Source organism: Lentimicrobium sp. S6 (assembly GCF_013166635.1).
Classification (GTDB): Bacteria; Bacteroidota; Bacteroidia; order Bacteroidales; family UBA12170; genus UBA12170.
The window spans coordinates 85348-97428 of record NZ_JABKBZ010000001.1 but is presented as its reverse complement, the minus strand read 5'-3'; the positions used below and the strand labels follow the sequence as shown (position 1 = coordinate 97428).

The window sequence follows — 12081 nt, the reverse complement described above, 5'->3', positions numbered from 1 at the left end:
AAAAATACGATTATGAGTACTGGAAAAAGATTATTTAGGAACCCACAAGGAAAAGTGGTAGGAGGAGTTTGTACGGGATTAGGTGATTATTTTAACCTGGATTATACCATCATCAGAATTATTTGGTTATTGATGGTTCTGTTTGGAGGTTTTGGAGTGTTACTTTATCTTATTTGTTGGATAATTATTCCGGAAAAGGTGTTTTAATCTTCACAGTATTTATCAGAAGTATATTTACAGAATTGATAACAGTTTCTTTACCATAAGAAACTGTTATTTTTTTTGTTTAAAGATTTGTTATTGACTTTTAGTCATGTGTATAAATATATGTTATAGTATTCAGCAAAACGATTATAAAAGGATAAAATATGGCGTAAAATCAGTAAAACACCTATTAAATTACGATAAACTGCTATTTCGTATTAAATAAATAAAACCGGTATCTTTCTAAATATGAAACGTGCTATATTTTTATGTATCTGATACACAATATTATATAAAACATACTTATTTAGAATAAGTATAAATATTGAAGATTGTTTTTGATTGTTATTCAAATAACAATTGAAAATTTATATTTGTTATTCAAATAACAATACTCTTAATCAATTCAATATGGCAGATACAGAAAAATTAGTTGAACAGTTGGTTTCAAAACATGGTAAGACTCGAAATAGTCTTTTACCCGTTTTGCAAGGCGTTGTTCAAGAAGAACATTTCCTATCGGACACTGCAATGATCGCAATTGCTAAGGCGTTAAATTTATCGTCGGCCGATGTTTACGGAACCGCTTCGTTTTATACATTCTTAGAAACGGAACCCCGTGGTGAAAATATCATCAGAGTGTGTAAAACCATTACTTGCAAAATGAAGGGCAAACAGCGAGTAATTGAGGCTATTGAGAACCATTTAAAAATTAAGGAAGGTGAAACTAGTAGGAACAAGAAGTTTACACTCCTAGCCGCCAACTGTTTGGGTTGGTGCCACAAGGGTCCAGTGATGCTCGTCAATGACGATGTTTACCCTCACGTAGACCCAGATCAAATAGTTAATATTTTAGATAAATATTGCTAGTCATTAACCCCAAAAAAAATAAAAATGGTATCAAAAAAATTACAAAGAGTCGATTTTATTTTTGATTGCGCGGGTTGTGAGCCCATTGAAGTGGTCAAAAAGGCATTGAAGATGACACGAGAAGAAGTGGTGTCTTCGATCATTGAGAGCGGATTGAAAGGTAGAGGAGGCGCAGGTTTCCCTACTGGTATGAAGTGGAAATTTGCAAAAGATGAGGTGGCAGACACCAAGTATGTCATTTGTAATGCAGATGAAGGAGAACCAGGAACATTTAAGGATAGAGAAATCCTAGATGTGGTTCCTAATAAAGTATTATCAGGTATGGCCATTTGTGCTTATGCCATTGGTTCTAAAGAAGGAATCATCTACTTAAGAGGAGAATATAATTTCTTATTGAAAAAGCTTAATGCTCAAATAGATGAATTTAACAATAGCTTGAGCAAAATAGGTTTAGATTTTGCAGTTAGTATTCGCTCTGGTAGCGGAGCTTATATCTGTGGTGAAGAAACCGCTCTTTTCGAATCTATGGAAGGAAGAAGAGGAGAGCCACGTAACAAGCCCCCATTTCCAACCAAATCTGGTTATAATGGAAAGCCTACCGTGATTAACAATGTTGAAACCTTAGTCTATACAGCCATGATTATAAATATGGGTGTGGATGAGTTTAAGGCAGTTGGAACAATGGATTCTAGAGGTAGTAAAGTATTCTCCGTATCTGGTGATACACCCAAAGCTGGAATTCATGAACTAGAACTGGGATTAAATGTGGCCGATTTTGTAGAGGAATTCGGCGATGGAGACACTAAGGCTGTTCAAGTTGGAGGAGCCTCAGGTCATTGTGTCCCCCGTAAACTCTTCAAAGAAACCATTATTGGATTCGAAGGAATTCCAACAGGTGGATCTATGATGATTTTCAATTCAACCCGATCCATGTTTAATGTACTAAATGATTATCTAGAATTCTTTGCTGAAGAATCTTGTGGTCAGTGTACGCCATGCAGAATTGGAACCCAACAGTTGATCAAAGGAATTGAGCATGTGAAAAAAGGACAAATGCCATCAGAATACCTAGATCAACTTATCAAACTCACCGAAACCATGAAGATAGCTTCAAAATGTGGTTTGGGTCAGTCTGTGGCTAATTCGTTCTCATCAATAGTAACCAACTTCCGCGAGGAAATGATTTATTAATCGCAAAACGAAAGGAAAATCATGTCAAAAATTAAATTAACTATAGACGGCAAGAAGGTTCAAATAGAACAGGGTAAAACCATACTCGATGCTGCCAAAAAGATAAATGTAAAAATTCCAACCCTTTGCTATCACGAAGATTTATGCGTGGCAGGTAACTGTCGTGTATGTGTGGTTGAAGTAGCTGGATCTAGAGCCCTTCAGGCTTCTTGTGCTATTCCAGCTCAAGATGGAATGGAGGTAAGGACAAATACCCCTAAGGTAAGAAACGCCCGTAAAGATATCATCGCTATGTTGGTATCGGAGCATAATACACAATGCACCACTTGTTATAGAAGTACCAATTGTGAACTTCAAACCCTTTCGGCAGAATTTAATATTGATAATAATAGGTATCTAAGTATATTAAAGCCTAATATTGAAGTGGATAGGTCATCTTGGTCTATCGAGAAAGATGACAGTAAATGTGTACGTTGTCAACGTTGTGTAAGAACTTGTTCTGAATTACAACATGTGAATGCTCTAACGGTCAGCCATAAGGGAAAGGATATGAAAATTAGTACTTTCCACGATCTGCCATTAAAAGATGTGGTCTGTACCAACTGTGGGCAGTGTGTAAACCGCTGTCCCACTGGAGCACTCACCGAAAGACGTTATTTCGATGAAGTATGGGAGGCTATCGGAGATCCTACCAAACACGTAGTGATGAATACAGCACCTTCTGTGCGTGTAGCCCTTGGCGAAATGTTGGGTTACCCTGTTGGTACTCGTGTAACAGGTAAAATGGTTACTGCCATGCGTCGTTTGGGAGTAGATTCCGTTTTGGATACTGATTTCTCTGCGGATTTAACGATTATTGAGGAGGGCACCGAATTATTAGTCCGCCTGAAGAAAGCTTTGGTAGACAAAGATGATACCATTAAACTTCCTTTATTAACATCTTGTAGTCCTGGTTGGGTGAAGTTCTGTGAACATTTATATCCAGAACATTTAGGCCATCTTTCTACTTGCAAGTCACCTCAACAGATGTTCGGAGCCTTAACAAAGACATATTACGCCGATAAAAAAGGTATTGATCCTAAAGACATCGTAAGTGTTGCTATTATGCCTTGTGCTGCTAAGAAATTCGAAGCCAATCGAGGTGAAATGAAAGACAGTGGATTCCAAGACATTGATGCAGGTTTAACAACCCGTGAACTAGGCCATATGATCAAGCAAACAGGCTTAAACTTCCTTGAATTAGAAGAGTCTTCCTATGACAGTATCATGGGAGAGTCTACTGGTGCAGGAGTCATCTTTGGAGCCACAGGAGGAGTGATGGAAGCTGCTTTACGAACAGCATACGAGATAGTAACAGGCAAAGAAGTACCTTTCGAAAATTTGAATATCATACCGGTCAGAGGTATGGAAGGCATTAAAGAAGCAGCTATAAAAATTGAAGGAGCGCTTCCCGAATGGTCATTCCTTGAAGGAGTAGAAATGAAAGTTGCTGTAGCCCATGGCTTAATTAATGCAAGAATCATTATGGATCAAATTGCAGCTGGTGAATCGCCATATCACTTTATCGAGGTGATGGCATGCCCTGGTGGATGTATTGGAGGAGGAGGGCAGCCTATTCCTACCAATGAGGCTATTAGAAAAGCAAGAGTAGCTGCCATTTATGAAGAGGATATGAATATGAACCTTAGAAAGTCGCACGATAATCCCGCCATAAAAACCATATATAAGGACTTCTTGAAAGAGCCACTGAGTCATGTATCACACAATCTCTTACATACCACTTATAGAAAGCGCCAACATTATTAGACTAAAATTGCCATGTGCCAAATTAATGTTGTTTGGTATAATTTATACGTTTTAATGAGTTTGAGGCCTCCATTTGGAGGCCTTTTTATATATGTTTAAAACCTTCTATTTACTTTCTTTAAGGGTAATACTTTTGCCATAATCATAGAAGATCATTATATTTATCAATTACAGAATATTTTGGACTTTAATTTTCTTTTTTTATAAACTTATTATTGTTCTCAAGAGTTTAGACCATTTCTATTTTTACAAATTTGGTTGTATATCAAATCTAACTGTATAATATATATTTCTATATTAGCCTGTTTTAATGTACAAGCAATATCAAAATCTATGAAAAAGACATTTATACTACTCATTTCACTCGTTTTTACTTTTTTAAATACCTTTCCTCAAAGTCCTGAAGAATTAGAAATAGTATTTCCGGAAGAAGATGCAGTAAATATTTTAAGAAGCGATCTAATTACCATTCGCGATTATTCTACTTCGCTAAAAATCACTAAACATGTTTATTCCAAGAAAATGATTATTAATAATGATAATCCAAATGATTATTGGCTGGATAATATATTTTATAGTTCATTAAGCCCGGCAGTAAATATTAAGGGATCTACTCTAAATTCTAAAATGGGTAGTGATAATAAGATGGCCTATATACCAGAAGTCGAAAGCTTGATGGAAAGCACCGATTTATACGCTGATATGTCAAATCAAGAGGTTTATTTTTTGGATGCAAAAAGAGGGTCAAATTTAGTTTTAGATTATGATAGAAATATTAATGGCCCACTTTATTTTACCCCGTATTTATTTGTTAAAGAGCATTCATGTTTAAAATCACGATTGATTATCAGATGTGAACCCAATATTATATTGGGATGGAATTATCATGGTCCCGATTCCTATTCATTTGAATTCACCAAAAAAGAAGTGGGTGGATTGGTAGAGTATAAATGGGAAATGGACACTGTTGCTAGTTTCGATTTAGAAGACAATGGTCCTGGATTCCAGGAGTTAAGTCCAAAAATCATCTTTTATGTAAAAACTATTATTAGAGAAGATGTTCCATTTCCTTTCCTCGATAGCGTTGCTTCATTACATAAATGGTATAGGACCTTAGTAAAACAAACTAATTATAAGTCCAAACAAAGCATTAATGCAATAGCTCATGAAATCACAGATACCTGTCATAATGAGGATGAGAAAATTAGAGCCGTTTTTCAATGGGTGCAGAGAAATATAAAATATATTAATACATCTATTGGCTTGGGTGGTTTTATCCCTGATGACTGCGTAGATGTGTTGAGAAATAGGTATGGTGATTGTAAGGCCATGACCAACCTCACAAAAGAGATATTAAAAGCATCTGGAGTGGAAAGTTATTACTGCTGGGTTGGAACCAAGGACTTGCCTTATACCTATGCGGAAAACTTCACTACATCAACAGATAATCATATGATTTTAGCAGTGGGCTCAAAGGATAAATATAAGTTGCTAGATGCCACCAATAGCTTTGGAGAGTTATATAAGGCACCCTACTATATTCAAGGAAAAGAAGTATTAATTTCATTAGGACCAAAAGATTTTATTATACACAAAGTACCAGTAGATTCTGCATCAGCAAATATCTTATTGGATAAAACCTATTTGTTTGAAGAGGATGGTGTTTTAAAAGGCCATGCAGATATTGAATTAACTGGAAGCATTAAACATACCATAGAAATGGCTTTTCCATTAAAGAAGGACGAAGTAGTCGATTTTATTGCTGAAAATTTGAAAAAGGCTACAAACAAAGCTCTTTTGGAGAATATAGAATATTCTGGAATAAAAGATAGAACAGATTCCATGAAGGTATCCTACGACTTTAGCTTGAGCAAATATGGACAAAGTGTTGGAGATAAGAAATATTTAAACCTGCATTTTACCCTTCCTTTTGATGATGATGAAATAGACATAGCGCAGCGTAAATTCGATTATCTATTCGATATTCCATTTACAGATGATTATTATATGGTTTACGAAATACCTGAGGATTATGGCATAAGTTATTTACCACCAAATAGGCAAATCAATTTTGACGATTATCAGTTTAATCTTGAATATGAATTGGTAGATAATAAGTTGATGATGAATAGGAAGATTATCTTAAAAAGTAGAAGGATTAAGAAAAACGATTTCAATAACTGGAATCAATTCGTAAGTGAACTCAAGAAAGCTTATAGAGAAGTAATAGTCCTTCAACGCCATTAATCAAAATCTAATCTCCAATCAAAACAACATTAAAAATGAAGAATATTCTTAAATATATATTCCTTTTTCTAGTTTTTATAATGGTTTCTCAAAGTGTATTTGCTCAAAGAAACAGATGGAAGCAGTATAATTTCAAAGATAGCACTGCTTTGAGTCCTGTAGATTCTCGCTATGCCGATGAGGATGCTGTAGAACTAAAAAGCATTAAAATATTTGAGTATAAAGGTTTGGGGCCCTCCACTTTGCAAAAAACAGTTTATAAGTTGATTAGAATTAATACGGATATCGGACTCGAAGATTATAACAAAGTAGCTATTCCCATGTATGGTGTCAGGAAAATAGTTGATTTTAAAGTACGATTTATTTCACCAAATGGAAAAGTAACTGTAATGAATCAAAATGATTTGTATGAGATTGACAATTTAGAGGGATATGGCGATTTTAAGGTCTTTGCTATTAAAGGAGCCGAAATTGGAGGGGAGATAGAATATAAATATACGCTCAATTTATATCCTAGCAAGTCTCATATAGAAATATATTATAATGATTATCCCATTCAGGAAGGACGATTTGAATTGGTTGCACATGGTGCTTTATCAGTTTTTATAAAATCGTATAATGGTTTCCCTGAATTAGAAGTAGATTCAGATGGTAGACAGGCATGGTATGCCGATTTAAAAAACGTGGAACCCATAAAACGAGAAAAGTACACCAATAATACTCCCCATAGAATGAAAATATCCTATGCAATTATGGGTGGAAGTGATGCTACTCCATTTACCCAATGGAGGAAAAAGTATAATAGTGTTTTTGATTATTGTATGCAGTTTTCAAAGTCAGAAAAGAAGAAGGCGCTCAAGCTATATCAGACCTTTCCTTTGTCCGATGCTTCCGATGAACAAAAAATAAACTATATCAAGAAATACTGTAACGATAGTATAAACATAACTTATGCATATACTTATGCTGAATATAATTTACATAATATTATTAGATATAAAACTGTCCCTACTACTTTTGGAATGTTGATTTTACAATCAGCATTATACGAAGCAGCAGGTATTGAGTATGAAATATTGCTTACTGGTGATAAAACTTTCACGGAATTTTCTTCAGATTATCCTTTTTCTTATATGGTAGATAAAACATTGTTTTATTTTCCTAATTCGGGCCAATACTTAGAACCCTATTCGGAGTTTTACCCCTTAGGCATAGTGAAAACAAATTATATTTCCCAAGAAGCCTATTTTATCAAAAAAAGCTCTGGTTCCTATTATCAAAGTATAATACCAGTAGACACTTCTAGGTCTAATGCTAAATATCATATACACTTAAGATTGGTTGATGACCATATTGTCGAAATAAATTGGCAAACGCATTATAAGGGATATTGGGCCGCGCAATATCGAAGGCTGCTTTCTTATCTGGATAAGAAGGAAAGAAAAGAATTTTTAAAGGAAAAAGGCAAACGGAGTTCTGTAAATGTTACCGTTCATGATAGTGAAATCATTAATGATACCCTGAGCTGGAAGGATACCATTGTGAAGCCATTAATATTTACATACCAATTATCTAGCGATATGTTGATTGAAAAAGGGGCTGACGACTTGATTTTTAATCTTGGATATTTGTTCCAAACACGAAGTGATTTGTACAAAGAAGAAGAAGAGCGAAGTCAAGATATTGACATGGGTAATCCCATTAAAAAATCATATATTATCAAGGTTGAAATCCCTGAGAACTATCAAATTGCTAATCTAGAAGATTTAATAGAGGATGTTAAATACACCAATGAGGAAGGTGAAGTACAAGCAGGGTTAGCGTCGAATTATGAGTTAAACGAGAAGCTGTTAGTTTATAAGGTAACTGAGTATTTTACTAAGTCATCTTATCCTGCCGCAGATTATGAAAAGATAAGAACAGTCATCAATCAAATGGCCGATTTAAAATATAAAAGCTTAGTTCTTCAGCCCACAGAAAGTAGTTCTACCGAATAATTCAATTGCAGTAAAATAGAATAATAAAGAGTATGCTATTATTCTCGCCATTTGATATTATTTAATGATTACAAACATGACCTTCGCCTTGTGCTTCATGCTGTTGGCAACTGATTCCTGAGTCACCAATGTTTCCGTCCAAATAAGCTTGAGCTACTAATAGAATATCTCCTTGGCAACCTCGAACAACTTCAATACCTTGTTGGTGAAGTACGTTTAATGCCCCATTTCCCATATTTCCAGCAAGCATTACGGTAACGCCCAAATCTTTCAATACACTTGCGATATTACTTTTACATCCGCATCCTTGTGGGGAAGGTAAAATCTCGGTCTTTTCAATTTTTTTGTTATTATCAACGGTGATAATAGTATAGGCTTCGCAATGGCCAAAATGTCCATCCACTATGTTTCCTCTTGTAGGTATTGCGATCTTCATGTTTATCTTTCGTTATGGTGATGATTATAATTTGTCTTCATTCAAGATTAGGAATAAAGGATTGCAAAAATATAAATTATAATGAACATATGTTTATTATAATTATATATTTTTTTGAAATTGACAAATCAGATGGCTTAGCTTTTCCACTCTACCAAACTACCTCTTTCTTTTTTTATAAGCGGCTTGGGAATACAAACTTGGATCTCTTTACTGAGCTCTTCAATAATCCTCGACTTTTGATATTTACGAGTATATACTAAACTTACTTCTCTAAGTGGAACCATATCTTCAAAATGCCTCACCTGATTCTTTCTTTGGGCATCTAAATCGTACCAAGCCAGTTCTGGGATTAGGGTATAGCCGCCTTCTATGTCTATAATTTTAATGAGGGTATCTAGGTTTCCTCCTTCAAATTCAAAGGGTAAATCGCTGCTTTCGAAATGGTGAATATCGCAGAGGTTGACTACTTGATGGCGAAAACAATGACCATCGTTGAGGAGCCAAATATCATTGGTATGCATGGCCGAAACATTAATCACAGGTTGCTGCATATATTCATGGTTTTTATTGGAATAGATGAGCATTTCCTCATAGTATAAAGGCTTTTCAAATATACCCGTTTCATGCAGGGGAGTGACTAAAATTCCCACATCAATGATTCCCTTTTTTAAATATTCAGAAATTCTCTCGGTGACCATTTCAGTAACTTTTAGCTCCACTTTAGGGAATTTTCTTCGGAATGCACCAGAAAACCGTGGCAGCAAGTAGGGTGAGATGGTAGGAATAACTCCAATTTTTAATGCTCCGCTAACATCCTTTCTGCTTTCTCGAGCTATCAAATCTAATTTTTGAGCTTCTGCTAAAACTTCTCGTGCTTGCGCAATTAACTTTTCTCCTGCCAAGGTAGGAACCACCGGTTGTTTACTTCTGTCGAAAATGATAACCTCTAGATCCTCCTCTAGTTTTTTGATTTGCATACTCAAGGTGGGTTGTGTGACAAAACTCTTTTCGGCGGCAGTGGCAAAGTGGCGATAGGTATCTACCGCTGCTATATATTCTAATTGTATTAAACTAATCATGCAGCAAATATAGACAAAATCTATTAGGTATTAAATATTATCGATTTGACAAATGTGCTTTCAGGCTGTATCTTTGCCTTAAATAAGTCACAAATAAGTGTGATATAATTATCAGATTAACAAGTAGTAAAGAATATATAATCCGTATTTTTAAAAAGAAAGGAATAAAGATGAATAGAATAGGAATTAAAAAACATAAAGCCCAGGAATTAAGTTCAATGCTAAATGATTTATTAGCCAATTATCAAGTTTTTTATACCAATGTGAGAGGATTTCATTGGAATATAAAAGGTGAAAAATTCTTTGAATTGCATGTGAAGTTTGAAGAGTTGTATAATGACTTGAATTTGAAGATTGATGAAATAGCAGAACGTATTTTAACCTTAGGTTTTGAGCCAGAATATAGATTTTCAAAATATCTTCAGGTATCACAAATAGAGGAGGCCATTCAAACCAATGACGGGCTAAAAAATGTGGAAAGCATTCTAGATGGATTGACTTTGTTTATTAGTAAGCAAAGAGCGATTTTAGAAAAAAGTGGCGATGCCAATGATGAAGGTACTAATGGTTTAATGAGCGATTATATCAGAGAACAAGAGAAAGCAATATGGATGTATTCAGCATTCTTAAATAAATAAACCCAAATAAAACAAATAATCATGGAAGAAAAAGTAAGAAAAGGAATGCCTTTATTAGGTGACATGTTCCCAAATATGACCGTACAAACTACTCACGGAATTAAGAATTTACCAGAAGACTACAAAGGACAATGGTTCGTATTATTTAGTCATCCTGCAGATTTTACTCCTGTATGTACTACTGAATTTGTGGCTTTTCAAGAGCGTTACGATAAATTCAGAGCTTTAAACACCGAGTTGATAGGATTGAGCGTTGACCAAGTTTTCTCTCACATTAAATGGGAAGAGTGGATTAAGGACAATATGAATGTACAAATCGAGTTCCCTATTATTGCCGATACTGGTAAAGTAGCTGAAGATTTAGGAATCATTCATCCTGGTAAAGGAAGCAATACGGTAAGAGCGGTATTTATTGTTGACCCAAAAGGTAAATTCAGAATCATTTTTTATTATCCACAGGAATTGGGAAGAAATATGGATGAGATTTTAAGAGCTTTAGAAGGTATGCAAGTATCAGATGCCAATAAAGTAGCTATGCCAGCCCAGTGGCCAAATAACGAGCATTTTGGAGCTAGAGTAATTGTTCCACCAGCAACTAATGTTACTGATGCAAAAGATCGCATTGAAAAAGCCAAAGCTGGTGAGCATGAATGTTTAGATTGGTGGTTATGTCATAAAGAATTGAAGTAATATTAAAACATACTAACCAAATGAATTATTTAGGAGCCGAGATTGTATTTCGGCTCTTTTTTAATTGGCAGTATTTTTTATTTCAGCACCTTGTTAAATTTATTCTTTTACAATTAACCAATTAGAAGGTAATAATGCCTTTTTATTGACTTTAAAGCTAAGGTAATAGATCATCGTTATATAACTAAGTGTAGTTTAAAATGCGCCTTAAACAATACTGATTAGTCATCGGTATAAAAATACTTCTTTAGACTAGGCTTCTTACTATATATTTATGGGAGAGGTGTTTCAATAATTAGATTTTAGAGTATGTAAGCTAGACATGTGAACCTCTTTTAAACCAATAAGGGAGTATATTATTTGGATAATTGGTAAGATGCCCATTATTATTTAGATATGGGGAATAATAATGATGGAAATTACATCTACCAAAAGTACAAGACAGATTGGTTTTTGGAATCATTATTTAATTTTTTAGCAAACAAAACCTGGTAGACTCAAAAGGGTACTCAGATTACATAGGTGCTAAATTATAGAAATAATTCTTTTCTTATCTAGACCAAGGAATTTCAAATTTTAGTCGATACAGGAAAGGTTTCTGCTGATGATGAACTCATTAGGGGTTTGGAAATCTTAAGTAATTCAAAACATCCTTTAAAATATCTATTTCTTACCCATAGTCACTGCGATCATTATTTGAATGCTGCTAAGCTGAAGGATAAATTCCAGTGCAAAATATGACTAAGTGAAGAGGAAAGAAATTATACGAAAGATGGGTTTACCCCACTTCCCTTAGGGACTTCTTTACTCACCAATTGGATTTCCCTTTTGCCAGAAATTACCAAAAAAGAGCTTCAGTTATTTAGTATTATCTCTCGATATTTTAATAAAGGAGGCTGGTATTCTTGAAAGTGAAGAAA

The 12081-nt window shown here is 34.6% G+C and carries 11 protein-coding genes; 9 read left to right on the top strand and 2 right to left on the bottom strand.

Annotated elements, in window-relative coordinates:
* Window positions 1-12: 12 nt before the first annotated feature.
* The 6 genes from HNS40_RS00445 (at window position 13) to HNS40_RS00420 (ending at window position 8315) form a co-directional block, all read left to right on the top strand.
* Window positions 13-207, top strand: a complete 195-nt coding sequence (locus HNS40_RS00445) for a PspC domain-containing protein (protein ID WP_172276084.1) — start codon at window positions 13-15, stop codon at window positions 205-207.
* A 408-nt stretch (window positions 208-615) separates the two neighbouring features.
* Entirely contained in the window at window positions 616-1074 is a 459-nt protein-coding gene (gene nuoE / locus HNS40_RS00440; protein ID WP_172276082.1) for an NADH-quinone oxidoreductase subunit NuoE, read from the top strand.
* Between the two features lie 24 nt (window positions 1075-1098).
* Window positions 1099-2265 (top strand): NADH-ubiquinone oxidoreductase-F iron-sulfur binding region domain-containing protein, encoded by a 1167-nt coding sequence (locus tag HNS40_RS00435; protein WP_172276080.1) that lies wholly within the window; start codon window positions 1099-1101, stop codon window positions 2263-2265.
* 21 nt (window positions 2266-2286) lie between these two features.
* Window positions 2287-4071 carry an NADH-dependent [FeFe] hydrogenase, group A6 gene (locus tag HNS40_RS00430; protein WP_216663635.1) on the top strand — a complete coding sequence of 595 codons (1785 nt, stop codon included), beginning with the start codon at window positions 2287-2289 and terminating at the stop codon, window positions 4069-4071.
* Window positions 4072-4404: 333 nt separating this feature from the next.
* Window positions 4405-6318 carry a transglutaminase family protein gene (locus HNS40_RS00425; protein ID WP_172276078.1) on the top strand — a complete coding sequence of 638 codons (1914 nt, stop codon included), beginning with the start codon at window positions 4405-4407 and terminating at the stop codon, window positions 6316-6318.
* Window positions 6319-6353: 35 nt separating this feature from the next.
* Window positions 6354-8315, top strand: coding sequence for a DUF3857 domain-containing protein (locus tag HNS40_RS00420; RefSeq protein WP_172276076.1), 1962 nt, complete (start codon window positions 6354-6356; stop codon window positions 8313-8315).
* A gap of 61 nt (window positions 8316-8376) precedes the next feature.
* On the opposite strand, the gene HNS40_RS00415 is transcribed toward HNS40_RS00420, so the two are convergent.
* Both HNS40_RS00415 and HNS40_RS00410 read right to left on the bottom strand, forming a co-directional pair.
* The gene (locus tag HNS40_RS00415) at window positions 8377-8751 is read right to left on the bottom strand and encodes a NifB/NifX family molybdenum-iron cluster-binding protein (protein WP_172276074.1); all 375 of its coding nucleotides are present in this window, start codon (window positions 8749-8751) and stop codon (window positions 8377-8379) included.
* 137 nt (window positions 8752-8888) lie between these two features.
* Window positions 8889-9833 (bottom strand): hydrogen peroxide-inducible genes activator, encoded by a 945-nt coding sequence (locus HNS40_RS00410; RefSeq protein ID WP_172276072.1) that lies wholly within the window; start codon window positions 9831-9833, stop codon window positions 8889-8891.
* Window positions 9834-10003: 170 nt separating this feature from the next.
* Between HNS40_RS00410 and HNS40_RS00405 the strand changes: the two genes are divergently transcribed.
* From HNS40_RS00405 to HNS40_RS23635, 3 genes are all read left to right on the top strand, one after another.
* Window positions 10004-10471, top strand: a complete 468-nt coding sequence (locus HNS40_RS00405) for a Dps family protein (RefSeq protein ID WP_172276070.1) — start codon at window positions 10004-10006, stop codon at window positions 10469-10471.
* A 21-nt stretch (window positions 10472-10492) separates the two neighbouring features.
* Window positions 10493-11161 (top strand): peroxiredoxin, encoded by a 669-nt coding sequence (locus HNS40_RS00400; RefSeq protein WP_172276068.1) that lies wholly within the window; start codon window positions 10493-10495, stop codon window positions 11159-11161.
* A 573-nt stretch (window positions 11162-11734) separates the two neighbouring features.
* Window positions 11735-11902 (top strand): MBL fold metallo-hydrolase, encoded by a 168-nt coding sequence (locus HNS40_RS23635; RefSeq protein ID WP_172276324.1) that lies wholly within the window; start codon window positions 11735-11737, stop codon window positions 11900-11902.
* Window positions 11903-12081: the final 179 nt, after the last annotated feature.

Bases quoted from the DNA above. Each gene is read 5' to 3' on its own strand.
- HNS40_RS00445 (WP_172276084.1), top strand. From the start codon at position 13: ATGAGTACTGGAAAAAGATTATTTAGGAACCCACAAGGAAAAGTGGTA.
- nuoE (WP_172276082.1), top strand. From the start codon at position 616: ATGGCAGATACAGAAAAATTAGTTGAACAGTTGGTTTCAAAACATGGT.
- HNS40_RS00435 (WP_172276080.1), top strand. From the start codon at position 1,099: ATGGTATCAAAAAAATTACAAAGAGTCGATTTTATTTTTGATTGCGCG.
- HNS40_RS00430 (WP_216663635.1), top strand. From the start codon at position 2,287: ATGTCAAAAATTAAATTAACTATAGACGGCAAGAAGGTTCAAATAGAA.
- HNS40_RS00425 (WP_172276078.1), top strand. From the start codon at position 4,405: ATGAAAAAGACATTTATACTACTCATTTCACTCGTTTTTACTTTTTTA.
- HNS40_RS00420 (WP_172276076.1), top strand. From the start codon at position 6,354: ATGAAGAATATTCTTAAATATATATTCCTTTTTCTAGTTTTTATAATG.
- HNS40_RS00415 (WP_172276074.1), bottom strand. From the start codon at position 8,751: ATGAAGATCGCAATACCTACAAGAGGAAACATAGTGGATGGACATTTT.
- HNS40_RS00410 (WP_172276072.1), bottom strand. From the start codon at position 9,833: ATGATTAGTTTAATACAATTAGAATATATAGCAGCGGTAGATACCTAT.
- HNS40_RS00405 (WP_172276070.1), top strand. From the start codon at position 10,004: ATGAATAGAATAGGAATTAAAAAACATAAAGCCCAGGAATTAAGTTCA.
- HNS40_RS00400 (WP_172276068.1), top strand. From the start codon at position 10,493: ATGGAAGAAAAAGTAAGAAAAGGAATGCCTTTATTAGGTGACATGTTC.